Genomic DNA, 25,980 nt, shown 5'->3' with positions numbered 1-25,980 from the left:
GCATGCTCCCGCCTCTTCCAACCCCGTCCCCGACCCCCACCCCAACCGCACCAACCACCCCTCACCGCCGAGGAGTCCGCCCTTGACACCGCCCGCCGCACATCACGACGACACCGAACTGGCCGAGTTCGGCTACCGGCCCGAACTGAAGCGCACCCTGGGCAACTTCCACACCTTCGCCGCCGGTATCAGCTACATCTCCATCCTCACCGGCACCTTCCAACTGTTCTACTTCGGCTACGGCAGCGGCGGCCCCGCCTACTGGTGGACGTGGCCGATGGTGTTCGCCGGGCAGTTCATGGTCGCCCTGTGCTTCGCCGAGCTGGCGGCCCGCCACCCCATAGCGGGGTCGGTCTACAACTGGTCAAAGCGGGTGGGCAATCCGCACCTGGGCTGGCTGGCCGGATGGCTGATGCTGGTCGCGTCCATCGTCTCCATCGCGGCCGTGGCGCTGGCCTATCAACTGACGCTGCCGCAGATATCCGACGCCTTCCAGATCATCGGGGACGGCACCGGACGGTACGACGTGGCGACCAACGCGGTGGTCCTGGCGTCGGTGCTGATCCTGTTCACCACGCTGGTGAACGCCTTCGGCGTCCGACTGATGGCCCGCATCAACACCGCCGGTGTGCTGATCGAGCTGATCGCCACCGTCGTACTGATCGTGCTGCTCGCGGTGCACATCACGCGGGGGCCGCAGGTCGTGCTGGACACCCAGGGGACGGGTGCCGGTCAGGCGGGCGGATACCTCGGGGCGTTCCTGGTGGCGTCGCTGGCGTCGGCGTATGTGATGTACGGGTTCGACACGGCGTCCTCGCTCGGGGAGGAGTGCCTCGATCCGTCCCGGAACGCGCCGCGGGCGATCATCCGGGCGATCGTCGCCTCGTTCCTGCTCGGCGGGCTGGTGCTGCTGCTGGCGCTGATGAGCGTGTCCTCGCTGGGCGGGGAGGAGTTGTCCGTCGCCGGGCTCCAGTTCATCGTGCTCGATGTGCTCGGGTCGACGGCCGGGAAGGCGATGCTGTGGTGTGTGCTGATCGCGGTCACGGTGTGCGCGCTGGCCGTGCACACGGCGGCGATCCGGCTGGCGTTCGCCATGGCCCGGGACAACAATCTGCCCGCCGCCAGGCTGCTGGCCCGGGTCAGCCCGCGGTTCCGGACGCCGGTGCTCCCGGCCGTGGTGATCGGGGTGCTGGCGCTGGCGATCCTGGTGGTCAACATCCGCCAGCCGCAGATCATCACCGTGGTGACCAGCATCGGCATCATCATGGTCTACCTGGCGTATCTGGGCGTGACGGTGCCGATGCTGGTGGCGCGGCTGCGCGGGCGCTGGCAGCCGGCCGGTGACGGGCGGTTCTCACTGGGGCGCTGGGGCCTGCCGGTGAACGCGGTCGCGGTGGTGTGGGGGCTGGCCATGACGGTCAATCTGATGTGGCCGCGGGCCGCCATCTACAACGCGAGTGCGCCGTTCCACTGGTATCTGCGCTGGGGCGCGGTGCTGTTCGTCGCGGTCATCGCGGGTGGGGGCTTCGCCTACTACTGGTTGGTGCAGCGTCATCGGACGGGGGTGCTGGCCGAGCACCGGCTGGAGAGCGCGCCGCCCGCGGAAGGGCGGTGACCGTGCCGGACGCCACGGGCAGGGTCGTCGGCCCGGCCGGTCCGGCGCAGTAGACGGGCTCAACAGGCGCCCCCTGACGGCGTCAATCCCTCGTACCTCGCCCTGCCCCCGGCATACCCCGCTCTCCACCGGGCAGGCGCCGCTCGAACGATCGTTCAACGACCGTGCAAGAACGACTGTGCGACGACTATGCAGGAACGACGACTGTGCAAGAACGACCGCGCAAGGAGGCCGACCCCCCATGCCCGAAGACACGTTCGATCCATCGCCCGGCGCCGAGTTCGACTACGTCGTCGTCGGTGGCGGCACCGCCGGGAATGTCGTCGCCGCCCGGCTCTCCGAGGATCCGTCCGTGACGGTCTGTGTGCTGGAGGCCGGTCCGAGCGACGAGGGCGACGACGACATCCTGAGGCTCGACCGCTGGATGGGACTGCTGGAGTCCGGCTACGACTGGGACTATCCGGTCGAACCGCAGCCCGCCGGGAACAGCTTTCTGCGGCACGCGCGGGCGAAGGTGCTGGGCGGATGCTCCTCGCACAACTCCTGCATCGCGTTCTGGGCCCCGGCCGAGGACCTCGACGCCTGGGCCGCGGGCGGCTGTACGGGGTGGGGCGCGGCGGATCTCTTCCCGCTGTACCGGCGGCTGGAGTCCAACGACGCCCCCGGCGACCACCACGGCCGTACCGGTCCCGTCCGGCTGCGCACCCTCAAGGGCACGGACCCCTGCGGGACCGCCCTGCTGGAGGCGTGCGCGCAGGCCGGGATTCCGACCGTCGGGTTCAACACCGGGACGACGGTGGTGCGGGGCGCGGGATGGTTCCAGATCAACGCCGATGAACACAATGTCCGGCAGTCGTCGTCCGTGGCGTATCTGCACCCGGTGCTGGGCGGGCGGCCCAATCTTGAGGTGCGTACCGGGGTGCGCGCCAAGCGGCTGGTCCTGGAGGGGCGGCGCTGCGTCGGCGCCGCGTACCTCGACCCCGATCTGATCCGCACCCGGACGGTCCGGGCCCGGCGCGAGGTGATCGTCTCGTGCGGGGCGATCGACTCACCGAAACTGCTGATGCTGTCCGGCATCGGCCCGGCGGCGCATCTGCGGGAGGTCGGTGTCGAGCCGGTCGTGGACGCGCCGGGCGTCGGCGCCAACCTCCAGGACCATCCCGAGGGCGTGATCATGTGGGAGGCCCAGCGGCCCATGCCGACCGGATCCAGCCAGTGGTGGGAGGCGGGGATCTTCTACGACACCGAACCCGGCCTGGACCGGCCGGACCTGATGTTCCACTACGGCAGTGTCCCGTTCGACCTGCACACCGCCCGCCACGGCTACCCCACCTCCGAGAACGCGTTCTGCCTCACCCCCAATGTCACCCGCGCCCGGTCGCGCGGCACGGTCCGGCTGCGGACCCGCGACTACCGGGACAAGCCCCGGGTGGATCCCCGGTACTTCACCCATGACCACGACGTACGGGTGATGACGTACGGGCTGCGGCTGGCGCGGCGGATCGCCGGGCAGCCCGCGCTGAGCGGCTGGGCGGGCGCGGAGCTGGCACCGGGCCCGGACGTCCGGTCGGACGACGAACTGGTCGACTATCTCCGCAGGACCCACAACACCGTCTACCACCCCTCCTGCACCGTGCGGATGGGCGCCGACACGGACGCCCTCGCTCCGCTCGACGCCCGGTTGCGGGTCAAGGGCGTGAGCGGGCTGCGGGTGGCGGACGGGTCGGTGATGCCGGACCTGGTGACGGTGAATCCGTGCATCACGACGATGGCGATCGGGGAGAAGTGCGCGGATCTGCTGCGGGAGGGGGGCGGGTGAGGACGCCTGCCGGTAGGGAGGACGGGGACGGTTGAGGACGCCCTCCGGAGGTGGAAGGGGCACGGTTGAGGAGGCCCTCCGGAAGTGGGCGAGGCCCGTCGAGGAGGGCCGTCAGCCGGTTCCTGTGCGGGACGGTGTCGGCGCCGGGCGTTTGAACATTCTCGTCGCGGTGATCTCGCTGCGGACGGTCTCCCCCGCCTGCGGCTGCTGCGGCAGGCCCGGCCGCAGATGCTCCTCCACGCTGATGTACTTCAGGCCCGCCCTCAGATCGGCGTCGTTGCGGAGGCGGATGACCAGGGGGAACTCCGCGAGGGCCGTGGTGTCGAAGAGGCCCGTGGTGTAGAGGAGCTGGACGCCCAGGGCGTCCGAGACGGCCCGCTGGAGCTCCAGGAGATAGGTGGCGTTGGCGCGGCCGATCGGGTTGTCGAGGAAGAGCGTCCCGGCGTGCCGGTGCTTGTCGCGGCCCCGGTCGTTGGAGCGCAGCGCGGCCATCGTGCAGTAGAGGGCGATGGCGGCGGTGAGGAGCTGGCCGCCGGAGAAGACATCACCCATCTGGCCCACGGGCACCCGCTCCGCCCGCAGCACGGCGTCCGGTTTGAGGATCTCGACGGCGACGCCCTTGGGCTGGAGGGCGGCACCGACCCCGCGCAGCAGCAGGGACATGCCGTCGCGGCGCAGATCGGAGTTCTTCCGGACGGCCGCGCGGGTGGCCTCGTCGACGACCTCGCCGAGGCGCTCGGTCAGGGTCGCCTGGTCGGGCTCCTCGAAGCGGATCCGCAGGAACTCCTGCCCGGACCACTCCCCCAGCCCCTCCGGCAGCCGCGACAGCCGCTGGGCGGAGCGGAGGGTGGCCAGCGCGGATTCCACCAGGCCGCGCAGCCGGTCCACGATCGAGTCCCGGTTGCGTTCGAGCTGTGCCAGCTCGTCCGTCAGCACCCGCAGCCGGGGCGCGAACGCGTCCGCCCACTTCTGCGCGTGCTCCGGCAGGGCGGCGGCGGGCAGCTCCCGGATCTGCTGCCGCGCGGGGGTGCGCACCTGCTCGTAGCGGGTGGAGTTGGCATGCCGTACGAGGATGTCGGCGGCCTCGCGGACACCGGTCTCGGCGGCCGACAGATCGGCGGCGCAGCCGCGCAGGGAGCGGCGGGCCTCGGCGGCGGAGTGCCTGGCCTCCTCCAGGCTCCCGGGGTAGGGCTCGGGCTCGTCGCGCTCCTCATCGGCGGCGGACGGTTCGCGCAGCAGGTCGCGCAGGAGGGCGGCGGTCTCGTCGAAGCCTCCGGCGCCGTCCTCGGCGGCCCGGTGGGCGTCGAGGAGTTCGGCGTGGGCCTCGCGGGACTCGGTGCGGGCCCCGGTGCGGGCGGCGAGTTCGGCGGCGGCGGTACGCAGCAGCGCCTGCGCGTGCTCGGCGTCACGCGGGAGGAGTTCGCCGGGCAGGTCGGTGTGGGCGTCGCCGTCCTCGGGTGCGTGGCGCTCGGCCTCGCCGCGCAGCCGGCCGAGCTGCTCGCTGGCGGTGGACATCCGGGTCTCCAGGAGCTGCACCAGTTCCTCGGCGCGGGCGGCGGCGGCCTGCCGGGAGGGGCCGTCGGAGCCGTCGGGCGACTGGAGGAGCTGTTCCGCGCGGGTGCGGACCTTGTTGCTGAGCCGGTCCAGCTCCGCGCGGGCGCCGCTCTCGTCGCTCTCCGCGCGCGCCTGCTCGGCCCGCAGATCGGCGCCGACCCCGACCTTCTCGTAGACCTGGGACGCCGCCCGGTACGCCTCCCGGAGGGCCGGGAGCGCCGCCTTGGGCGGGCCGCCGTCGGCCTTCGCGGGGTCGCCGTCGGCAACGTCGTCGGGGGCGCCCGCGATCTCGGCGCGTTCGGCGCGCAGGGCGCGGGCGGTGCGGCGGGCGTCGTCGGCGGCGCGCTGGGCGGCGCGGCGGTCCTCGTCGGCGGCCCGCGCGCGTTCCAGGCAGCTCTGGGCGCGGGCCTCGGACTCGGCGGCGTCGTCGGCGAGTTCGCGCAGCTTGACCTGCCAGCCGGCGCGTTCGCGCAGCCGGAAGGCGAGTCCGGCGAGGGCGTCGGCGGCCCGGCGGGCCCGCTGGGCGGCCTCCTGGCGTTCGTCACGGACCAGGGCGGCCTCGGCGGCGGCCTCCTCTGCCTCGGCCCGCGCGGTGCGCGCCTCGGCCAGCTCCGCCTCGGACTCCTCGGCGAACGCGCGGGCGTCGACGGCGGCCCGGGCCAGTTCGGTGAGGCGTCCGGCGGGGCAGCCGGTGCGCCAGGACGCCAGGCGGGCGGCCAGTTCGCGGTCCTTGCCGAGCCGGGCGGCGAGGGTGCGGATGTCCTCGTCGCGGGCGGTGGCGCGGGCGCGCAGGGTCTGCCGTTCCTCGTCGGCGGCGTGCTCGTCGTGCATGGCGGGGTTGGGCGGGACGAGGAAGACGCCGCTGTCGCCGCCGGCGCCCCCGTCGGCCGGGGGTGTCGGGGCGAGGAGGGCGGCGGCCGTGCCGACGGCGACGGCGGAGCGGGGCAGCAGGGCGGCCTCGGCGAGGGTGTCGCGGGCGCGCGCGTGGGACGCCGGATCGGTGATGATCACGCCGTCGACGAGTTCGGGGCGGGCGGCCAGCACGCGGGCGTGGTCGGCGGGGTCGACGGCCTGGGCGAGGTAGCGCCAGCCGGGCAGGGCGGGGATGCCGTGCTCGCCCAGGTACTCGACGGTGGCCAGCACATCGGGGCCGGGCGGCAGCAGCCCGCCGTCGCCGAGTGCGCCGAGGATGCGGGAGTCGTCGGCGGCGGCGGTGCGCAGCTCGAACAACTGCCGCTCGGCGGCGGACACGGTGTCGTCGAGCAGGGTGCGCAACTCGTCGGCGAAGCGGTCGAGTTCCTCGGCGGTGAGGGGGTCCTCGGAGCGGGGGCGCAGGGGGGCGGCGCCGGACCGGCCGCCGGGGTGGGCCCCGTCCGGTCCCGTCGCCCCGTCCGGTCCCGTGTCCTTGGCGGCTGCGGCGCCGGGGCCGCTGTCGGCGGCGGCGGCGCCCGCGCCGGTCGCCGTCCGGAGCCCGGGGGCTCCCGCGCGGGGGCCGGGTACCACGCCCGCGCCGGTGGCCGCGGGTCCCGGCGGCCCCGGCAGCCCCGGCAGCCCCGGCAGCCCCGGTAGTCCCAGGAGATCGGCGAGGCGCTCCTCGGCCGCGAGCGACTCGGCGAGCCGCCGCTCCGCCTCGTGGGACCGCTCGGCCGCCGAGGCCGCGTCCGCCGCGCGGGCGGCGGTGAGTTCGGCGCGGGACTCGGTGGACGCCGTCTCGCGCGCGTGCTCACCGGCCCGGCGGGACGCCTCGCGCGCGGTGTCCCAGGCGGCGACGGCGGACTTCTCGGCGTCGCTCGCGGCGAGGGCCGCGCGGGCGGGGTCGGCGTCGGGCGCGCTGTCGTCGAGCCAGCCCGCGCGGACCGCCTCGGCGGTCTCCTGCTCGACCTCGGTGAGGCGCTGGCGCAGATGCCCGGCCTCGCTGCGGGCGCGCTGGGCGTCCGTCGCGGCGGCCGTCGCGTCCCGGTGGGCCCTCTCCCCGGCCTCCTGGAGGGCGGCGGAGCGCTCCTCGCCCTCGTTGGCGAGCGCCTCGGCGCGCCCGGCCGCCGCGTGCAGGGCCCGGACGAGGTCCACGGCGGCCCGGGTGCGGGCGGCGAGGGCGGGGGCGGCGTCCCGCTCGGCCTCCTGGATGGCGGTGGTGACCCGGGCGACCCGGTCGGCGGCGGCGCGGTGGCGCAGCACGGCCTCGGCGGCCTGCCAGGCGGCGTGCAGGGTGCGGGCGTCGGCCAGTTCGCGTTTCTGGGCGGCGGCGGACTTCTCGGCTCCGGCCAACGCCAGGGAGGCGTGCCGGTAGGCGAGTTCGGCGGTGATCAGGGCGCTGCGCTCGCGCGCGTTCTCGGCGTGGGTGACGGCGTGGGCGGCGGCGGTGACCCGCTGGGCGAGGTCGGCGGCCCGGTCCCGCTCCCGGGCGCCGCGCGCGGACAGCCGCCGGGCGAGGGTGCGGGTGCGGCGCTCGGCGGCGGTGTGGATGTCCCGCGCGCGGGAGCGGACCCGGGCGGCCTCCACGATCCGGCCGAGGAGGTCGACGGACCCGGCGGTGAAGTCGCGTTCGGCGATCAGCTCGGCACGCCGGCCCAGCTTGTTGCCGAAGCCGCCGACCAAGTCGGCGAGTCCGTCGGTGTCCCGGGTGTCGGTGACCGCGCGCAGCAGCAGATCGGTGAAGTCGGAGTCCTTCTTGACCGCGAAGAGTCCGGCCGCCTCGCCCTCGTCGGCGTTCATCTCCCGCTGGTAGCGGAAGAGTTCGGGGTCGAGGCCGAGGTCGCCGAGGTGCTCGATCCAGCGGTCGTGGATGTCCTCCCAGTGCACCTCCAGGTGCGGGTACGCCTTGCCGGCCTCGGTGAGGGCGTCGCGGAAGCCCTTCATGGTGCGGCGGCGGCCCTGCGCGCCGGAGGCGCCCTCGGCGGGCGGGCGGACGGCGGTGGCCTCGGCGACCGGCAGATTGTCCAGCGTGAGGCCGGGTCCGGGGCGCAGCGAGTACCACGCCTCGGCGAACTTGCGCGGGTCCGTGGAGACCTGGCGTCCGCGCCACTCGCTCACCTTGCCGACGACCACGCACTCGCCGGTCAGCACATGCTGCCACTCCAGCGCCACATGCCCGCAGTCGTCGGCGAGCAGGAACTTGCGCAGCACGCCGGAGCTGGCGCCGCCGAGGGTGTTGCGGTGCCCGGGGAGCATCACGGAGAAGATCAGCTTCAGCAGGACGGACTTGCCGCCGCCGTTCTCCAGGAAGAGCACCCCCGCGGGCGCGGGGCGGCGGGGCGGGCCGACCGGCTCCTCCTCGAAGAACTCCGCCTGGGTGGGCGCGGGATCGGGCACGACGGCACCCACTCCGCGCAGGTCCAGCACGGTGTCGGCATAGCGCGCACCGGCCGGCCCGATGGAGTAGAGGCGGACCCGGGACAGCTCGTACATGGCGGACTCTCGTGATTCGTCGTCAGTGTCAGTTCGCGGGAGCTGACGGGTGGATCAGGTGGGGGGTGGTTGGCTTTTTTGAGGGGGGGTTGGTGGTCGGGTTTCGGCGAGTGGTCGGGGGGCGGAGGCGCGGGAAGGGAGCAGCGGGTGGGGGGCCGGTACGGGTTTCAGGGGGTGGCGTGGAACGGCAGGCCGGCGTCGGGTACCAGGTCCAGGTCGTCGCCGTCCCGGGCGGGCAGCAGGGTGGGGGTGCCGTCGGTCACCGGGACGATGCCCAGGTCGAGGAGTTCGGCCATGGCCGCGCCGCCCGCCATGTCGCGGACCTGCAACTGGTAGCGGGCCGTGGTGCGGTAGGTGCCGCCGTGGTCGTCGCCGGTGCGCTGGAGGAAGCCGGAGTCGGTGAGGAAGGCGACCGCCTTGCCGATGATGCCGGTGGTGGAACCGGCCAGCCGTCGGGCGTCCTTGGTGGCTCCGGTGGCGCTGCGTCTGGCCCAGATCCGCCAGGCGGCCTCCAGGCCGGGCGCGTCGCTCGCCGGGTCGGTGTTCTCGCCGGTCTCCTCGGCGCGCTCCTCCAGGCGGCGGCACGCCTGCCGGACGAAGGTGTCGACGCCGTTGACCGAGACCCGGCCGATGTAGCCGTCGTCGGCGAGGTCCTCGGGGCGCGGGAACGCCATCGCGGCGACGGCGAGATGGGCCAGGCCGTGCAGGAAGCGGTCGCCGGAGTCGGCGGCGGTCCGGCGCGCGTAGTCGCCCATCCGGACCGCGAACAGCGAGTCCTCGGCGGCCGTCACCGCCATCCCCGCGCGCGGGGACACCTCCAGCACGATCAGCCCCAGGCCGGTGGCGACCGCGTCCGCGAGCCGGGCGAAGGGCGGGTCGTCGCGGTAGCGGCGCAGCAGTTCCGCGTACTCCTGGTCGCGGGCGGGCTGCACCTTGGGCTGGAGCCCGAACGCCACGAGCCGGGCGGCGTCGGCGGTGTCCGAGGGGGTGAGGGGGGCGGCGGTGGTACGGGGTGCGCCGCCGCTGTCCGCGTCGCGCCGGTCGGCGTGGTCACTCACGGTCGGGGCTCCTTGCGGTGCGGGGCGGCTGCGGTGGGGGGGCTGGGGGGCCGCGGTGCGGGACTGGAGGGCCGCGGTGCGGGGCTGGGCGGCTCGGGGCTCGGCTGCGGTGCGGGGTGGGGCGGCGAGGGGCTCGGTTACGGTGCGGGGTGGCGTGATCCCGGTGAGCTGCGCGGCGCCCGCGTGGGGGGCGCGGGTGGGGGTGGCGACGCGGCGGGGCGTCCCGGAGTCGCGGGTGAGAGCGGCGACACGGCGGGGCGTCCCGGGGTCGGGGCTGGGGGCGGCGACGTGGTGGAGCGCCCCGGAGGCGGGAGTCGGGGCGGCGACGCAGTGGGGCGTCCTGGTGTCGCGCGCGTTCGGTGTCGGAGGTGTCATGCCGCCTCCGTCCGGTCCGCGGCCATCCCGGCGGCATCCAGGAGCGCGGTGCCGACGATGAGATCGGCGCCGCCGAACTCCCAGTCGTCCAGCTCGGTCCCGTCGTCCACGGCGAACAGCAGCTTCTCCTCGCCCTGCCGGTAGGCCGTACCGACCGCCGGGCTGGCCGCGTGGACCGCCATCAGGGCCACCAGGTACGGCAGTTCGGAGTCGACGCGCCGGGCCTCGGCGAGCAGCCCGGAGAGGCGGCGCGGGGCGTCGGGCGGAAGGTCCAGCAGCTCGGTCGCCGCGGCGAGCTGCTCCTCGCTGAACCGGCTGTCGTCCGGCGTGGCGATGAGGTCGGGTTCGGGCATCTCGGCGCCCAGGTGCTCCCGCTCCACGGGCGGCGTGAACAGCAGGTCGACCAGGTCGGCCACCCGCACGGACACCGGTGTGCGCAGCCCGGTGCCGCGCCGGAAGAACGCGTCCGTGACCCGGACCGCGCTCTGGACGGGCAGCGGGAGCGCCGGGGCGATCAACTGGCCGTAGAGGTCAATCCCGGCGGTCGGCGCCGGTGGGGCGAACGCCTGGCGGTCCTGCTCGGCGCGGAACAGCGGGCCCGCCTCCAGCAGCCGGGACTGGAGCTGGGTGTGGCGGCGGATGCAGTCCTTGACGATGTCGACCAGCTCGGCAGCGCGGCGCTTCTGCTCGGGGTCCTCGGACTCGTCGCGGGCGCGACGGATGTTGGTCAGGATCGCGTTCTCGTGGCGGTAGCGGTCCGCCACATGGTCCAGGGCCTCGGCGATCATGTCGGGGACGGCCGCGAGCCAGTCCACCGCGCGGACATTGCGCCGGGTGGCCTCCAGGGCGCGGCGCAGCGACTCCGAGTACTGCACGGTGCGGTAGCGGGCCTGTTCGGCGGCGAGCTGGGCGTCGGCGAGCCGGCCGCGGTTGATCAGCACCTCCAGCTTGACCTCGGCGGCGATCTGGGCACTGGTGACATCCGTGTCGAGGGCGCCGACCAGGACGTTGACCGCCTCGTCCGTCGTGCGGAGATAGACGCTGCCGCCGGGGCCGGGGACCTCCTCGATCAGCTTGAAGTCGTAGTCCCGGCGGACGTAGGTGCCGTCCGGGGCGAAGGTGCCGTAGACGGCGCGGAAGCCGCGGTCGACACTGCCGACGTTGATCAGGTTCTCCAGCACCCAGCGGGCCACCCGCTCGTGCTCGGCGACGAGGCGGCGCGGGGCCTGGGCGGCGATACGGGGGATGAGCCGGGCGACCACCTGGTCGTGGTCGGCGCCGGTGTCGAAGTCCATGGTGAGGGTGACCAGGTCGATGGCCGCGAGGGCGACTTCCGCCATGCCGTACACCGAGTACTCGCCCGCGAGGTTGGCCTTGCGGGCGTCCAGGTCGTGCAGCGGGGCGGTGCAGGCGAGGGCGCGCAGCCGGCGGGCCAGGCCCTCGTCGGCGGCGGGGCCGACCGCGGGGCGGGGCCCCGGGCTGAGCTGCGGCGGAGCGGTGTCCGGTGTCGCGGGTGAAGTCACGATGCACAGATTAGGCGCTGGGTCTGACAACGGCCGAAAGGGGATTTCCGCTCCGCTGGGGGTGGGGTGGGGTCGGGGGTGGTGGAGGGGGTTGATCGGGTGCGGGTGAGTGGGAGCTGGTCGCGCGGTTCCCCGCGCCCCTCCAGAACGCGCGGTTCCCCGTGCCCCTCGCAATCGCGCAGCTACCTGCGCCCCCCGAGAACGCGCCGTTCCCTGCGGCCCTCACAAGCGCCAGGCCCCCGCAGCCCTGAAGACCGCGCAGGTCCCGCACCCCTCCAAAGCGGGCAGATCCCCACGGCCCCAAGAAGCGCGCCGTTGCCCACGCCCCTGAAAAGCGCGCAGGCCCTCGCGATCGTCAAGAACGCGCAGATCCCCGCGCCCTCCGATTCGCCCAGATCCCCGCGCCCCCGAGAAGCAAGGGCGTTGCGCGACCGGCGCGACCGGTGGCATCGGGGCGGTGATCGGCTGCTACGACTGCACCCGGCGGCGGTAGACCTCGACCACTCGGTCGAGGGAGTTCTCCAGGTAGGTCGCCAGCAGGCGTTCCGCCTCGTCGCGGTCTCCCGCCTCCAGGGTCTCCAGGATCTGGTGGTTCCGCGCCAGGTAGGGCTCGTGGAGGGCACGTGGGTCGTCCACCACGTGGAAGGCGAGGCGCAGTTCGGCGAAGACGCTGCGCATGAGTTCGTCGGTGCGTTCGCTGGCGGCGAGGGCGACCAGTTCCCGGTGGAAGTGGATGTTGGCGGTGCCCAGCCCCTTCCAGTCGCCGTCCCGCGCGGCGGTCCGGCCCTCGGTGACGGCGTCGGCGAGGCCGGTGACGTCGTAGGGCGGGTCGCCGAGGCCGCGGACGACGGCGCATTCGACGAGGCGGCGGGTGCGGTAGATGTCCTCGACGTCCTCGACGGTCAGGACCCGGACGAAGACACCCCGGTTGAGTTCGTGGACCAGCAGGCGTTCATGGGTGAGCAGCCGGAACGCCTCGCGCAGGGTGTTGCGGGAGACGCCCAGGGCCCCGCCGATGCCGTCCTCGGACAGGCGGGTGCCGGGGGGGAAGAAGCCTTCGGCGATGCGGCTTCTGAGGATGTCCGAGACCCGTTCCGCGGTGCTGGTGCGCCCCAGGAGCGCGCGGTCGTCGGCCAGTCCCGTGAGCTGCTCTGCCATGCCCGGAATTCAATCGCAGATACCTGAACGAAACAACATGGGTATTGAAGGATCGTTCAACGATCCTCTACCTTGCTGCCCATGGCATGAACGGCACCACCCCGCCCGCGGGGCGGTGCCCGCTCCCGCACGGCACTGCTCATCGCCCAGCACCCTCCGTCCTCCCTCTGCGAGGTGCCCATGAGCACGACCCCTCCGTCCCCACCCGCACCGGCCACCGACACCGCCCCCGCGCCCGGCGGGAAGACCGGGGGCGACGACGGCCCCTTCGGCTGGCTGCGCGCCCTCGGCCCCCGGGGGCGACGCGCCTTCGGCGGCGCGTTCGGCGGCTATGCGCTGGATTCGTACGACTACTTCACGCTGCCGCTGAGCATGGTGGCGCTGGCCGCCTACTTCGGTCTGGACAGCGGGCAGACCGGACTGTTCACCACCGTCACGCTGGTGGTCTCGGCGATCGGCGGCGCCCTGGCGGGCGTCCTGGCGGACCGGATCGGCCGGGTCAAGGCGCTGATGATCACCGTCATCACCTACGCCGTCTTCACCGTGGCCTGCGGCTTCGCGCCCAACTACGAGACGCTGCTGTTGTTCCGCGCCCTCCAGGGGCTGGGCTTCGGCGGGGAGTGGGCGGTCGGCGCGATCCTGGTCGCCGAGTACGCGAGCGCCAAGCACCGGGGGCGCACGCTGGGCGCGATCCAGAGTTCCTGGGCGGTCGGCTGGGCGCTGGCCGTGATCGTCTACACGATGCTCTTCTCGTTCCTGGACGAGGACCTGGCCTGGCGGGTGATGTTCTGGACCGGCGCGCTGCCCGCCCTGCTGGTGATCTGGCTGCGGCGCAGCGTCCAGGACGCGCCCGAGGCCGCCGCCGTCCGGGAGAAGAGCGCCCGGAACGCGACCTTCAGGGGGTCGTTCTCGGCCATCTTCCGACCGGGTCTGCTGCGCACCACGCTCTTCGCGGTGCTGCTCTCGACCGGCGTCCAGGGCGGCTACTACACGCTGGCGACCTGGGTACCGACCTATCTCAAGACCGAGCGGGATCTGTCGGTGGTGGGCACCGGGGGCTATCTGACGTTCCTGATCTCCGGCGCCTTCCTCGGCTATCTGACCGGCGGCTATCTCACCGACCGGCTGGGCCGGCGGCGCAACATCTGGCTGTTCGCCCTGCTGTCGGCGGTCTGCGTCCTGGCGTACACGAACATCCCGAGCGGCGCCAACACCCTGGTCCTGGTGCTCGGTTTCCCGCTCGGGTTCTGCATGTCGGCCATCTTCAGCGGCTTCGGGTCCTTCCTGAGCGAGCTGTACCCGACGGCCGTGCGCGGCACCGGGCAGGGCTTCACGTACAACACGGGCCGTGCGGTGGGGGCCGTGTTCCCGACCACGGTCGGCTTCCTGGCCGAGAGCTGGGGAGTGGGCGGCGCGCTGGTCTTCGGCGCGATCGGCTACGGTCTCGCGGCACTGGCCCTGCTGGGGCTGCCGGAGACCCGCGGGAAGGAGCTGGTGTGAACCGGACACACACACGCCTGGACGGCCGCCCGCACCCCGAGGGGCGCCGGTCCCGCCGGTCCCCCGGCCGCCGGACGGACCGCCCCGTCGCCCTCGTGCACCCGGACGCGCGCGCGTGGAGCCCGGCAACGGCCCGCTCCCGCTTCCGTTCGGGCGTGTCGGGGCCCACGGCCGGGGTCGCCGCCGGGCACACCCAGGCGAACCTGATCGCCGTGCCCGCGGACTGGGCGTACGACATGCTGCTGTTCTGCCAGCGCAACCCGAAGCCCTGTCCGGTGCTGGACGTGACGGACGCCGGGTCCTTCGGCACGGTGCTGGCCCCGGGCGCGGATCTGCGCACCGATCTGCCGCGCTACCGGATCTGGCGGGACGGCCGGCTGGCCGCCGAACCGACGGATGTCACCGGGCACTGGCGGGACGACCTGGTGACGTTCCTGATCGGGTGCAGCTTCACCTTCGAGTGGGCGCTGTCGGCGGCCGGGGTGCCGATCCGCCATGTCGAACAGGGGCGCAATGTGCCGATGTACGTCACCGCGCGGGAGTGCCGTCCGGCGGGGCGGCTGAGCGGGCCCCTGGTGGTGTCGATGCGGCCGGTGCCGCCGGAGCGGCTGTCGGCGGCGATCCGGGAGAGCAGTCTGCTCCCGGCGGTGCACGGCGGTCCCGTGCACTGCGGCGACCCCTCGGTGCTGGGCATCACGGACCTCGCCCGGCCCGACTTCGGCGACCCGGTGACCGCCGGTCCCGACGACATCCCGGTGTTCTGGGCCTGCGGGGTGACCCCCCAGGCGGCCGTGACGGCGTCCCGCCCGCCCTTCGCCATCACCCACGCGCCGGGACAGATGTTCCTGACCGACGCGCGGGACGAGCAGTACCGGGTGGGGTGAGATCCGAAGCGGTCCCAACCCGAGCCGTTCCACGCCGAACCGTTCCACCCCGACCAATCCAATCCCGAGCAGTCCAGTCCCGACCGATCCAATCCGGCGCAGGCCAAGCCGAAACAGCCGCACAGAATCAGCCGTACAGAACCAGCCGACACCGAACCGGTCGGCCGGGAGAACCCCGTCCGGCGGAAGCCGGTCCGAAGGAGCGACGCCCCAGCATGACCGTGACCGCAATCGATCTGAACGCCGATCTCGGTGAGGGCTTCGGCCGCTGGCGGCTGACCGACGACGAGCAGTTGCTGTCGGTCGTCACCAGCGCCAATGTGGCCTGCGGCTTCCACGCCGGGGACGCGGCTACCATGCGCCGGGTGTGCGAGCAGGCCGTCGCGCGGGGGGTGACGATCGGCGCCCAGGTCTCCTACCGGGACCTGGCCGGATTCGGGCGGCGCGCCATGGACGTGCCGCCCGCCGAGCTGACCGCCGAAGTGGCCTACCAGATAGGCGCCCTGGAGGTGTTCGCGCGGGCCGCGGGCGCCCGGGTGGCGTACGTCAAACCGCACGGGGCGCTCTACAACCGTGTGGTGCACGACGAGGAGCAGGCCGCCGCGGTGGTCGACGGCGTGCTCCTCGCGAGAGGCGGCACCGGGCGGGCCGCCCGTGCCCTGCCTGTCCTGGGCCTGCCCGGGTCCCGGCTGCTCGCCCTCGGCGCGGAGGCCGGGCTCCCCGCCGTCCCCGAGGCGTTCGCGGACCGCGCCTACACGCCCCTGGGCACGCTCGTGCCGCGCGGGCGGGACGGGGCGGTGGTCTCCGACCCGGACGCCGTGGTGGAGCGCTCGGTGGGCCTGGCGCGCTCCGGCACGGTCGTCGCGCAGGACGGTGCCGTTGTGGAGGTGCGGGCGCGCTCGCTGTGCCTGCACGGCGACACGCCGGGCGCCGTGGAGCTGGCCCGGCGGGTCCGGCGGCGCCTGGAGGAGTCCGGGGTGCGGGTGGAGGCGTTCGCGTGAGGGCGCTGCCTGTGGGCACGGACGCGCTGCTCGTGGAGGTCGGGTCCGGCGAGGAGGCGCAGGCGCTCCACGCCGAACTGGTGCGGCGCCGCGCCGCGGGGACCCTGGCCGTGCGCGAGATCGTGCCCGCCGCGCGGACGGTGCTCCTGGACGGGCTCGCGGATCCGTCCCGGCTGGCCGCCGAACTGTCCGGCACCGCGGTGCCGCCGGTTCCCCCGCGCACCGGAGAGACCGTCGAGGTGCCGGTGCGCTACGACGGTCCCGACCTCGCCGCTGTCGCCGCGCACTGGGGTGTCGGCCCGGACGAGGTGGCCCGGATCCACGCGGGCACCGAGTTCCGGGTGGCGTTCTGCGGTTTCGCACCCGGCTTCGGCTATCTGACGGGCCTGCCCGCCCGCTACGACGTCCCGCGCCGGGCCACCCCGCGCACGGCCGTCCCGGCGGGCTCGGTGGCGCTGGCGGGGCCGTACACGGGCGTGTACCCGCGTTCCTCGCCGGGTGGCTGGCAGCTCATCGGGACGACGGACGCCGTGCTGTGGGACCACGCGCGCGTACCGGCCGCCCTGCTGTCACCGGGGACGCGGGTGCGGTTCGTCGCAGTGGAGGAGGGGGCGGAGGAGCGGGCGGAGGACCCGAGGGCGGGATCGGCAAGGCGGACGCCCGAAGGACCGCCCGGAGCCCCGGCGCCAGGGCAATCGGCACCAAGGCACCCGGTACCAAGGGACCCGGCCCCCCGGCATCCGGCCCCAAGGGAACTCGCTGTTGAACAGGCAACAACCCCCACCCCGGACGCCCCATGACCGACCGCGCGCTAGCCGTCGTCCGCGCCGGAGCGCTCACCACCGTGCAGGACCTGGGGCGCCCCGGACACGCGCATCTGGGCGTGCCGCGCTCGGGGGCGCTCGACGCACCCGCCGCGGCCCTGGTCAACCGGCTGGTCGGCAACCCCGTCGACGCGGCGGTCCTGGAGACCACGCTCAACGGCTGTGCCCTGCGCCCGCGTTCGCCGCTGGTCGCGGCGGTAGGCGGCGCCCCCAGCCCGGTCACGGTGGACGGCCGTCCGGCGCCCTGGGGGGCGCCCGTGCGCGTCCCCGCGGGGGCGCTCCTGGAGGTCGGCGCTGCGGTCGCCGGGGTGCGCGGCTACGTGGCCGTCTCCGGCGGTGTCGCCGTGGAGCCGGTCCTGGGCAGCCGTTCCACCGACCTGCTCTCCGGCCTCGGCCCACCGCCCCTGGCGGACGGTACGGTCCTGCCCCTGGGCCCGGTGAGCGGGCCGCCCGCGCGCGTGGACGTGGCCCCGCAGCCGCGGCCCCCGGCCGAACTGGTCCTGCGGATCACCCCCGGCCCGCGCCACGACTGGTTCACGGACTCCGCCCTGGACACCCTCACCACGCGCCCGTACCGGGTCTCCCCCGCCAGCAATCGCATCGGGCTGCGCACCGAGGGGCCCGCCCTGGAGCGGGCCGTCCCGGGGGAACTCCCCAGCGAGGGGCTGGTCCTGGGCGCGGTGCAGGTGCCCCCGGACGGCCGCCCGGTGGTCTTCCTGGCCGACCACCCGACCACCGGCGGCTACCCCGTGATCGCCGTGGTCACCGGGGCCGACCTCCCGGCGGTGGCCCAGGCCCGCCCGGGAACACCGGTCCGTTTCGTCCGCGCGGGGCGGCGACGCCGCTGAGGACAGGGGCGGAGGCGCCTCACGCCGCCTCCGCCTCCGCCGTGTCCCCGGCCCCGACCCCGACCCGCGGGAGGGCGGCCAGCGCGGCGGCGCACGCCTGGGACGCCCGCAGGTCCAGCCGGGCGCTGGTCCCCCGGACCCGGTGCCGCAGTTCGTCCACGGCGAGCCGCAGCAGTTGCGGCAGCAGATCGCCGCACCGCCGCACCACCCACGCCGTCCCCGCCGTGGCGAGCCACCACAGGCCGGCGGAGCGGGTGGGCGGCGGGAACTCGGGCTCGGCGGACGGCGCGGGCCCGCCCGCCCGCACGCCCGCGGCCGTCAGCAGCGCGTGCGAACGCAGCGCGAGCTGCCGGTGTCCGCGCTCGCTGGGATGCATCCTGTCGGCGCTCCACATCGCCCGGTCCGTGGTCCAGTCGCCGTCGGCGGCGTGCAGATGGACCGCCCCGTACCGCTCGGAGAGGGCGTGGACGACGGTGTTCACCGCCCGCTGGCGGCGCGCGAGCGGGTCGGCCAGCGCGCCGGGGAGCCCCATCATCGTGCCGGGGTCGGGCAGGCACACCGTGAGCACCAGGGTGCCGCTCCCGGCGAACGCGGCGTGGACGGCGTCCAGGCGGGCGGCGACCGTGCGGATGTCGAAGGTGGCGCGCAGGGTGTCGTTGACGCCCACGACGACGGACGCCACGTCCGGCCGCAGGGCCAGCGCGGCGGGGAGCTGCCGTTCCAGGACGTCGCCCGTCTGCGCGCCGCTGACGGCGAGGTTGGTGAAGTCGGCGGGGCGTTCCACGAGTCCGCCGGCGAGCAGCGCGGCCCAGCCGCGCCAGCCCCTCCCCGTGGGGTCGCCCACCCCCTCGGTCAGCGAGTCGCCGAGCGCCACGAACCGTACGGGTCTCATGCCACGCCTCCCGGCAGCCCGGACCCGCGCGGCACGCGGACGGCGGCGTCGTGCGCGGCGAGGAAGGACTCCACGGCCGTGCCCCAGCCGAAACACTCCGCCCGCGCGCGGGCCGCCTCCCTGCGGTCCGCCTCACCCCGCTCCAGGAGCAGCGCGACGGCGTCGGCGAACGCCTCCCCCGTGTCGGCGGCCACGGCCCCGGCCGCACCGACGACCTCCGGCAGCGCGGAGGACGCGCTCACCGCGACCGGTGTGCCGCAGGCCAGGGCCTCCAGCGCGGCCAGCCCGAAGGTCTCGGCGGGTCCGGGCGCCAGGCAGACATCGGCGGTGGCCTGGAGGGCGCCCAGCAGCGGGCGGTCGGAGAGGTGCCCCAGGAAGGTCACCGGCAGGGAGCGCTCCGCGGCCCGCTGTTCGAGCCGCGCCCGCAGCGGGCCGTCCCCGGCCACCACGAGCACCGCCCGCACACCGCGCCGCCGCAGCGCCTCCAGCGCGTCCAGCGCCGTACCGGGGCGCTTCTCGACCGACAGCCGGGAGCACAGCGCGAGCAGGACCTCGTCCTCGCGCGCGTAGCGGTCGCGCAGCGCGGGCGCCCGCAGCACGGGGTGCCGCTCCATCAGATCGACCCCCAAGGGGGCGCGTACGACGTTCCGGGCGCCGATGCGGATGAACTCGCGCTCGGCGAACTCGGTGGTGCACACCACCCGCGCGTAGGCGTGGGCGGTCCGGGCGTTGAGGGCGTCGGCGGCGCGCCGGGACAGGTCCTCGGGCAGGCCCCAGGTGCGCAGGACTCCGTCGGCGGTCTCGTGGGAGACCATCACGGCGGGCACCCGCGCGCGCCGGGCCCAGGTACCGGTCCAGCGCAGGGTCGTGCGGTCGGACACCTCCAGCCGGTCCGGGGCGAGGCCCTCCAGGAGCCGGGCGACCCGGCGCCGGTCGACGAGCACGCGGTACCCGCCGGTGCCGGGCAGGACCGGGCCGGGCAGGGTGATCACGCGCCCCTGCTCGGTCTCCCGGTCGGTGTGCCGCTCCCCGGGCACGATCAGCACCGGCTCATGACCGGCGGCCCTGAAACCCCGCCCCAGTTCCCGCAACGCGGTCCGCAGTCCGCCGGACGCGGGGGCGACGAAGTTCGCGAGCCGAACGATCCGCAGGGCCCGTCCGGGGCTCCCGGGGTCTCCTAGCCCTCCAGGGCCTCCGGGACCATCACCACCGTCGGACCGACCGGACCGACCGGACCCGCCAGACCAGCCGGACCCACCGGACCCACCGGGACGGTCGGATCCCCCATGTCCACCGGCACCACCGAGCGTCCCACCGGGCTGCCCGCCAGAACCCCCAGCATCCCCGACCCCACCGATTCGGCGATGCCCCTCTCCAAAGGCGCCGGGCCCACCACCGGACCCGGTGACCCGATCACCCCTCTCACCGAAGCCACCGAAGCCACCGGCCCTACCGAAGCCACCGGGCCTACCGGGCTCACCAGCGCCACCGGAGCCCCCATTCCCACCACACCCACCACACCCACCACCGCCGCCACGCCCACCACCCGCAGAGACCCCGACCCCTTCTACCCGACCCACCCCCCTCACGCCGCCAACACCGCCCTCCGCGACGCGAGGACTTCCTCGTAGTGGGCGATGAGCTGGTCGCCGATGGCCGACCAGGTGCGGCCCTCCACCGTGGCCCGCGCGCTCGTGCCGAAGGCGGTCCGCAGGGCGGGGTCCGCGGCGAGTGCCCGGACCGCGTCCCGGACGGCGTCCGCGTCGCACGGCGGCACCAGGAACCCGGTGCGGCCGTGGTCGACCAGGTCGAGCGGTCCGCCGACGGCGGGCGCGACCACGGGGACGCCGCTGGCCATCGCCTCCTGCACGGTCTGGCAGAAGGTCTCGAAGGGGCCGGTGTGGGCGAAGACGTCGAACGAGGCGAAGATCCGGGCGAGATCGTCGCCGGTACGGCGGCCCAGGAAGACCGCGCCCGGCAGGGCCTGCCCGAGCTGCGGAAGGCTGGGCCCGTCCCCCACGACCACCACCCGCACGCCCGGCAGGGCACACACCCCGGAGAGCAGCTCGACCCGCTTCTCGGGGGCGAGCCGGCCGACGTAGCCGACGATCAGCTCGCCGTTCGGGGCGAGTTCGCGGCGCAGCGCCTCGTCGCGCAGGGCGGGGCGGAAGCGGGCGGTGTCGACGCCGCGGGCCCAGAGACGGACACGGGGCACGCCGTGCGACTCCAGGTCGTGCCGGGCAGCGCTGGACGGCGCCAGGGTGCGGTCGGCGGCGGTGTGCACGGAGCGGATGCGGCGCCAGGCGGCGCCCTCACCGGCGTGCACATAGGTACGGGCGTAGCCGGCCAGGTCGGTCTGGTAGACGGCGACGGCGGGCAGGCCGAGCCGGGCGGCGGCGGACATGCCGCGCGCCCCGAGGACGAAGGGGCTGGCCAGATGGACGATGTCCGCGCGGTGCGCGGTGATCGCGGCGGTGACGCGTCGGCTGGGGAGGGCGACACGGACCTGGGGGTAGCCCGGGAGCGGCAGGGAGGGGATGCGGACGATGGGGCACGGCGCCCGGTCGTCGGGTTCCGCTCCGGCGGCGGTGGCCGGTGCGACGACGAGGGGGGCGTGACCGCGGTCGACGAGGTGTCGGGCGGTCTGGAGCGCGCAATGGGCCACGCCGTTCACATCGGGGGGAAAGGATTCGGTCACGATGACGACACGCATACGGGTGTTGTCGCCGTGCTGGACGTGGCCGCGTCAACGGGGATCTTTCCGGACGAGGAACGTCCCATGAGCGTTGCGCTGCGCACCCGAGCGGGCCAGGCGGGGGTCATGCGCGCCTGGCCCGCGGGTCACCCCTCGTTCATCCGGTCCCTCATCCGGCGGGCGCGAGTCGGCGCGGAACCGTACGTAAGCCGCTCATGGGGCGAGGTGCGCGGGGGATGTGCGCCGGGTGGGGTCGGGGCCGGCCATACGACCCACACAGCTCACACCACCCACACCACCCATACGGCTCACACGACTCATACGACTCATACGGCCCCCTCCGGTCCGATCCGGCTGCGTACCGCGGTCTGGACCTCGTCCTCCTCGGCGGGATCGGCGGCGAGTCGGCGCAGCCGCTCCACGACGCGGTTGTCCCCGGTCTCGGCGTGCCGGGCGGCGACCTCGCGGGTGGTCTCCTCGCAGTCCCAGAGGCACTCGACGGCGAACCCGGCGGCGAAGGAGGGGTCGGTGGCGGCGAGGGCGCGGGCGGCGCGGCCCCGTAGATGGGACGAGGCGGTCTCCCGGTAGATATGGCGCAGAACCGGCGCCGCGCAGACGATTCCCAGCCGTCCGGTGCCGTCCACCAGGGTCCAGAGGGTGGGGGCGTCGGGGCCCTCGCCGCGCACGGCCTCGCGCAGGGCGCCGAGCACCAGGTCGCGGTCCCGGGTGCCGCCCCGGCAGGCGAGCATCCGTCCGGCGGCGGCGCCGAGCGGATCGGGCCGCCGGGCCCAGCCCCGGGCGCGGTCGACGGCGGCGACGCTGCGCATCCGTTCGAACGCGTCGACGGCGGCCTCCACGACCGGCGCCGGGCCGGTGGCGACCGCGCCCTCGATGAGGGCGAGGGCGTCGGGGTCGTTGCTGTCGGCGAGGTAGCGCAGGGCGGTGCAGCGGGCGCCCTCGTCGCCGTCCCGCGCGGCGGCGAGGATCTCGGGCCGGTCCTCGGGTCCGGCGACGGCGGTCAGGCAGCGGGCGGCCGGCACATGGAGCGCCGCGCCCCGCTCCACGCCCTGCTGGGCCCATTCGAGGACGGCGGCGACGCTCCAGCCGGGGCGGGGTCCGGAGGGCCGCATCTGGCGTTGCCAGCGGTCGAAGCAGCCGGTCTCCCCGGCGGCCCGCACCCGGGTGGCGACGGCCTCGCGGGTGTCCTCGGCCCACAGCCGCCAGGGCCGGGGTTCGAAGGCGTCGCGGACGACGGCGGCGAGCGCGGCGTCGCCCTCGGGGTCGGCCGGGAAGCGGGCGAGGACGGGTTCGGCGAGGGCGCGCAGCCCGGTGTCGTCGTCGCGCAGGGCGAGTTCGTCCAGGGCCCAGGCCCAGTTGGCGCCGGTGGCCGCGTAGCGGCGCAGCAGCAGCAGCGCGTCCCGGCGGCCGTAGGAGGCGAGGTGGCCGAGGACGGCGAGGGCGAGCCCGGTGCGGCACTCCTCGGGGTCGAGGACGTCCTCGGGGTCGAAGAGATGGGCCTCGATCGAGTCGAGGTCGCCGCCCAGGTCGAGATAGAGGCGGGCGTAGTAGAGGGAGCGGTTCTCCACCTGCCAGTCGTGGCGGGGGTCGTGGAGCACGCAGTCGTTCAGTGCCGCGAGCGCCTCGGGGCGCGGGGCGGTGAGCGCGTGCAGTGTTCCGTCGCCGCGGCCCCGCTGGAGCAGGCCGAGCAGCGTTCCACTGGGCGCTATGACCGGATCGAACATGGGAAACAGCCTCACATCAAGCGTCGACGCAACCGGGGATCGTGCTCTACCTGGCCGCGTGACAACACGTCGGGGCGCCCGCCGTTTCCTGCTTGCTGTAAGCCATCTTCCTCTGCCTCTCGTTGGTGGCCCGTGCGGACCGCATCACGGCCCGCGCGGTGCGGCAACACCTGCCCAGCCATCGCGTCCGTGAATCACGACGTCATGATGACCCGGCGCTTTGCGCTGCCGCGACCGATATTTCCGGCGGCCAGGTACCGCCTCCCCCGTTTTCTCGTGACTGCCCGACCAGGAAGCCTGTTCTGCCTGGTCAGGGGGGTGGGATCAGGGTGCGCCGAACAGTTCCAGCAGCTCGGCGCGGCCGAACATCCGGGCCGTGTCGACGGCTGACGGAGTACCGGCGGAAGGGTCGGCTCCGGCGTCCAGCAGGACGCGGATCACCTCCTGCTCGCCCTTGAAGACGGCCCCGGCGAGGGGGGTCTGCCCCCGGTCGTTCACCCGGTCGGCCTCGCCGCCGCGGGCGAGCAGGGCGCGGACCGTGCCGGCGTGGCCGTGATAGGCGGCGAGCATCACCAGGGAGTCGCCGCGGTCATTGGTGAGGTTCACCGGAACACCGGCGTCCACATAGGCCACCAGCGCGTCGGTCCCGCCCTGCCGGGCCAGATCGAAGATCTTGGTGGCCAGCTCCACGACCTCGGGGTCGGGGGCTTCACTCATCGGCGGGACCGCCTCTCACTGCGAGCGTGGGGACTGCTGGGGACGACTGGTGGTGCGTACTGGTGGTGCGTACGGGGTGCCCCCGGTGGCCGCTGGGTGGGCGGCCGGGGCACCCCGGACCAAGCGTACGGCGGCGAGCGGTGCCGCCGTACGGGTGAATCGCCAGCGTACTGGCTGTGCGGGTGCGTGACCGCCCGGGGCGGCGGCAGTGATCATTCATGCCCCGGCGGGGACGAACGCGCAGCTCAGTGGGGCCGACGGGCTCCCGCCAGCCGAGTGAAAACGGAGGAATTTCACTCACTTGCACCTTTTGTCGTATGGATACATCCTGTGAGCCTGGAAGTACTCATGGTGACTGTCCCCTCCACACCAGGAGACCTCATGATCTTCTCCATCTCAGGCGTCGTCCTGCTCGGCATCGTCGTCTTCATCTTCTTCCGCAAGGACGGGCTGAAGGCGTCCCACGCGCTGGTGGCCGCCCTGTTCGGCTTCTATCTGGCCAGCACGGCCATCGCCCCCAGCATCAAGGCGGGCGGCGAGAGCCTCGCGAGCCTCCTGGGCGGCATCAAGTTCTGACCGCCCCCACCGCTCCCACCGTCCCCGACTCCCCCCACCTCCCCCACCTCCCTACTTCCGTTCGCACCTTCAGGAGACAGCAGTGGCGCGGCGCCCCCTCCCCACGATTCTCAGCAACGGCAGCGCACAGCTCGCCCGCGGCCGGGAGCTGGCCCGGACGGCCGCCGACAGCGCCACCGACGTCCTCCATCCGCTGATCACCCTCACCCGCGGAATGCGCCGGCTGGCGGCAGCCGGACGGCGCAGATGGGCCGACACCCCCAAGGACCGGCGCGGACCACTGCTCTTCATGGTGGCCTCGGTCGTCCTGGCGGTCGCGCTCGTCCCCTACGGCCCGCTGCTCGCCGTCATCACCCTGATGGCGGCGGCGGCCTGGCAGGGACGGGAACGGAACGAACCGGCGCCCCAGGGCCCCGGCCCCGACCAGCTCCAGCGCCTCCAGTCCCTCTACGAGGCCCTGGTCCCGTACTTCTCGGCCGCCGAGGACCCGGCGCCGGTGTACACCCACGGCGGCGACTGGGAGAAGGCGCTCACCGACCACGAGTTCGACGCGACGGGCCGGATCACCCGCCTGGTGATCCACTACCCGGCCTACTTCACGGACGGCGAACCCGCCGACCGGGCCCGCGTCGAGCATCTCCTCACGGCCAAGTCGGGCCGGGACCGTGAGTATCACTTCGGGTGGGACGAGGAGGGCAACCGGATCACGGTCACCGTCCTCGCCCCGCTGCCCACCGACATCACCGCCCAGCGGTTCGTCACCGCACCGGGCGAGACGGTCCTCGGTTTCACCGACCCCGCCGAGGTCCGGCGCACGCTCCCCCTCACCCACGGGGAGGAGCGGCGCGACGTCCCGCCCGTCGTCTGGCGTACGGGCATCCGCTCGACGGAGCCGCATCTGCTGGCCGTCGGCCAGCCCGGCAGCGGCACCTCCACCCTGCTGCGCTCGATCGCCCTCCAGGCGCTCCGGCACGGCGACGTGGTCATCGTCGAGGGCGGCTCGACCGGCGAGTACGCGTGTCTGCGGGGGCGCGACGGAGTCCTCGCCGTCGAGTGCGCGCCCGACGGGGCGCTGGCCGGGCTGGAATGGGCGGCGCAGGAGACGGAACGGCGGCTGATCGCCGTCAACCGGGCCCGGCAGGAGGGGCACCCGCCGCCGGACGACACCCGGCGCCCCCTGTGGATCCTCCTGGACCGCCCCTCCACCCTCGGCCACCTCGCCGCGGTGTCGTCCCACTCGTCCTACTCGCCCCACTCATCCCACTCATCCGACTCGTCCCACGGCGACGGCTCCGACGGCGGCCGGGATCTGCTCGCCCCGCTCCAGGTGCCCCTGCGGCACGGCCGGGCGGCGAACGTCACCGTGGTCGTCGCCGAGCACCTCGACAGTGTGGACGCCCTCGGCGACGCGGTACGGCAGTACACACGCGCGCGTGTGGTGCTCGGTCCCGTGCCGCCGCGGATCCTGGAGGCGGTGCTCGGGGCTCCGCCGCACACGACACCGGTGTCCGAGGTGCCGCCGGGGCGGGGGTACGCGCGGCTGGGTACGGGGCCGGTGCTGCGGGTGCAGGTCCCCGCCACGCCGGATCCCTTCGACGCGGCCACGTCCGACGCGGGGCGGGTCGCCGTGGAGGCGTTGCTGCCGGCGGGGGCTGTGGGGGCTGTGGAGCCGGGGGTTGAGTTGGGGGCGTTGGAGAAGGCCACGTAGGGGCGGGGGTTCCGGGGTTGTTCGCCGGGTGCGGGTGAGTGGGGGCTTGTCGCGCAGTTCCCCGCGCCCCTTGAATGCCCTCGCAC

18 protein-coding genes and 1 pseudogene are annotated in these 25,980 nt (G+C 74.5%); 10 read left to right on the top strand and 9 right to left on the bottom strand.

Going from position 1 to position 25,980, the window contains the following annotated elements:
• The first annotated feature begins 82 nt into the window (after nucleotides 1–82).
• The gene (locus AB0O01_RS19630; protein ID WP_365314899.1) at nucleotides 83–1,615 is read left to right on the top strand and encodes an amino acid permease; all 1,533 of its coding nucleotides are present in this window, start codon (nucleotides 83–85) and stop codon (nucleotides 1,613–1,615) included.
• Nucleotides 1,616–1,856: 241 nt separating this feature from the next.
• Nucleotides 1,857–3,434 carry a GMC family oxidoreductase N-terminal domain-containing protein gene (locus AB0O01_RS19625; RefSeq protein WP_365314898.1) on the top strand — a complete coding sequence of 526 codons (1,578 nt, stop codon included), beginning with the start codon at nucleotides 1,857–1,859 and terminating at the stop codon, nucleotides 3,432–3,434.
• A 111-nt stretch (nucleotides 3,435–3,545) separates the two neighbouring features.
• Here the strand turns inward: AB0O01_RS19625 and AB0O01_RS19620 are convergent, their stop codons facing one another.
• From AB0O01_RS19620 to AB0O01_RS19605, 4 genes are all read right to left on the bottom strand, one after another.
• Nucleotides 3,546–8,393: a hypothetical protein gene (locus AB0O01_RS19620; protein ID WP_365314896.1), complete on the bottom strand. Its 4,848-nt coding sequence runs from the start codon at nucleotides 8,391–8,393 to the stop codon at nucleotides 3,546–3,548.
• Nucleotides 8,394–8,560: 167 nt separating this feature from the next.
• The gene (locus tag AB0O01_RS19615) at nucleotides 8,561–9,451 is read right to left on the bottom strand and encodes a hypothetical protein (protein WP_365314959.1); all 891 of its coding nucleotides are present in this window, start codon (nucleotides 9,449–9,451) and stop codon (nucleotides 8,561–8,563) included.
• A gap of 371 nt (nucleotides 9,452–9,822) precedes the next feature.
• Entirely contained in the window at nucleotides 9,823–11,349 is a 1,527-nt protein-coding gene (locus AB0O01_RS19610; protein ID WP_365314895.1) for a hypothetical protein, read from the bottom strand.
• A 468-nt stretch (nucleotides 11,350–11,817) separates the two neighbouring features.
• A complete protein-coding gene (locus AB0O01_RS19605; RefSeq protein ID WP_365314894.1) occupies nucleotides 11,818–12,507 on the bottom strand; it encodes a GntR family transcriptional regulator in 690 nt (229 codons plus the stop codon).
• 180 nt (nucleotides 12,508–12,687) lie between these two features.
• On the opposite strand from AB0O01_RS19605, the gene AB0O01_RS19600 reads away from it, so the two are divergent.
• The 5 genes and pseudogenes from AB0O01_RS19600 to AB0O01_RS19580 all read left to right on the top strand — a co-directional run bounded on the left by AB0O01_RS19600 (nucleotide 12,688) and on the right by AB0O01_RS19580 (nucleotide 17,564).
• A complete protein-coding gene (locus tag AB0O01_RS19600) occupies nucleotides 12,688–14,007 on the top strand; it encodes an MFS transporter (RefSeq protein ID WP_365314892.1) in 1,320 nt (439 codons plus the stop codon).
• Nucleotides 14,008–14,024: 17 nt separating this feature from the next.
• Nucleotides 14,025–14,891, top strand: coding sequence for a putative hydro-lyase (locus AB0O01_RS19595; protein ID WP_365314958.1), 867 nt, complete (start codon nucleotides 14,025–14,027; stop codon nucleotides 14,889–14,891).
• A 221-nt stretch (nucleotides 14,892–15,112) separates the two neighbouring features.
• Nucleotides 15,113–15,892 (top strand): 5-oxoprolinase subunit PxpA, encoded by a 780-nt coding sequence (locus AB0O01_RS19590; RefSeq protein ID WP_365314956.1) that lies wholly within the window; start codon nucleotides 15,113–15,115, stop codon nucleotides 15,890–15,892.
• A pseudogene (locus AB0O01_RS19585) lies at nucleotides 15,889–16,488 on the top strand (allophanate hydrolase subunit 1); the annotation flags it as partial. The gene AB0O01_RS19590 and the pseudogene AB0O01_RS19585, both read left to right, overlap by 4 nt.
• Before the next feature lie 200 nt (nucleotides 16,489–16,688).
• On the top strand, nucleotides 16,689–17,564 hold the full coding sequence (locus tag AB0O01_RS19580) for a biotin-dependent carboxyltransferase family protein (protein ID WP_365314890.1): 876 nt from the start codon (nucleotides 16,689–16,691) through the stop codon (nucleotides 17,562–17,564).
• A 19-nt stretch (nucleotides 17,565–17,583) separates the two neighbouring features.
• On the opposite strand, the gene AB0O01_RS19575 is transcribed toward AB0O01_RS19580, so the two are convergent.
• Together AB0O01_RS19575 and AB0O01_RS19570 are read right to left on the bottom strand one after the other, a co-directional pair.
• A complete protein-coding gene (locus AB0O01_RS19575; RefSeq protein WP_365314889.1) occupies nucleotides 17,584–18,456 on the bottom strand; it encodes an SGNH/GDSL hydrolase family protein in 873 nt (290 codons plus the stop codon).
• Entirely contained in the window at nucleotides 18,453–19,607 is a 1,155-nt protein-coding gene (locus AB0O01_RS19570; RefSeq protein WP_365314954.1) for a glycosyltransferase, read from the bottom strand. The genes AB0O01_RS19575 and AB0O01_RS19570 overlap by 4 nt, the downstream gene beginning before the upstream one ends.
• A 135-nt stretch (nucleotides 19,608–19,742) precedes the next feature.
• Between AB0O01_RS19570 and AB0O01_RS19565 the strand changes: the two genes are divergently transcribed.
• Nucleotides 19,743–20,087 carry a hypothetical protein gene (locus AB0O01_RS19565; RefSeq protein WP_365314963.1) on the top strand — a complete coding sequence of 115 codons (345 nt, stop codon included), beginning with the start codon at nucleotides 19,743–19,745 and terminating at the stop codon, nucleotides 20,085–20,087.
• Here AB0O01_RS19565 and AB0O01_RS19560 read toward each other — a convergent pair.
• The 3 genes from AB0O01_RS19560 to AB0O01_RS19550 form a co-directional block, all read right to left on the bottom strand.
• Nucleotides 20,042–21,169, bottom strand: a complete 1,128-nt coding sequence (locus AB0O01_RS19560) for a glycosyltransferase family 1 protein (RefSeq protein WP_365314888.1) — start codon at nucleotides 21,167–21,169, stop codon at nucleotides 20,042–20,044. The two genes, AB0O01_RS19565 and AB0O01_RS19560, sit on opposite strands and share 46 nt — an antisense overlap.
• A gap of 308 nt (nucleotides 21,170–21,477) precedes the next feature.
• A complete protein-coding gene (locus AB0O01_RS19555) occupies nucleotides 21,478–22,893 on the bottom strand; it encodes a HEAT repeat domain-containing protein (protein WP_365314885.1) in 1,416 nt (471 codons plus the stop codon).
• A gap of 324 nt (nucleotides 22,894–23,217) precedes the next feature.
• Nucleotides 23,218–23,610 (bottom strand): ankyrin repeat domain-containing protein, encoded by a 393-nt coding sequence (locus tag AB0O01_RS19550; RefSeq protein ID WP_365314884.1) that lies wholly within the window; start codon nucleotides 23,608–23,610, stop codon nucleotides 23,218–23,220.
• Between the two features lie 381 nt (nucleotides 23,611–23,991).
• Between AB0O01_RS19550 and AB0O01_RS19545 the strand changes: the two genes are divergently transcribed.
• Nucleotides 23,992–24,186, top strand: a complete 195-nt coding sequence (locus AB0O01_RS19545) for a hypothetical protein (RefSeq protein ID WP_046262076.1) — start codon at nucleotides 23,992–23,994, stop codon at nucleotides 24,184–24,186.
• A gap of 82 nt (nucleotides 24,187–24,268) precedes the next feature.
• The gene (locus AB0O01_RS19540) at nucleotides 24,269–25,894 is read left to right on the top strand and encodes a hypothetical protein (protein ID WP_365314882.1); all 1,626 of its coding nucleotides are present in this window, start codon (nucleotides 24,269–24,271) and stop codon (nucleotides 25,892–25,894) included.
• The last annotated feature ends 86 nt before the right edge of the window (nucleotides 25,895–25,980 follow it).

This window comes from Streptomyces sp. NPDC093252 (genome assembly GCF_040683675.1).
Taxonomy (GTDB): domain Bacteria; phylum Actinomycetota; class Actinomycetes; order Streptomycetales; family Streptomycetaceae; genus Streptomyces.
This window is presented reverse-complemented; position numbering and strand designations above follow the sequence as displayed.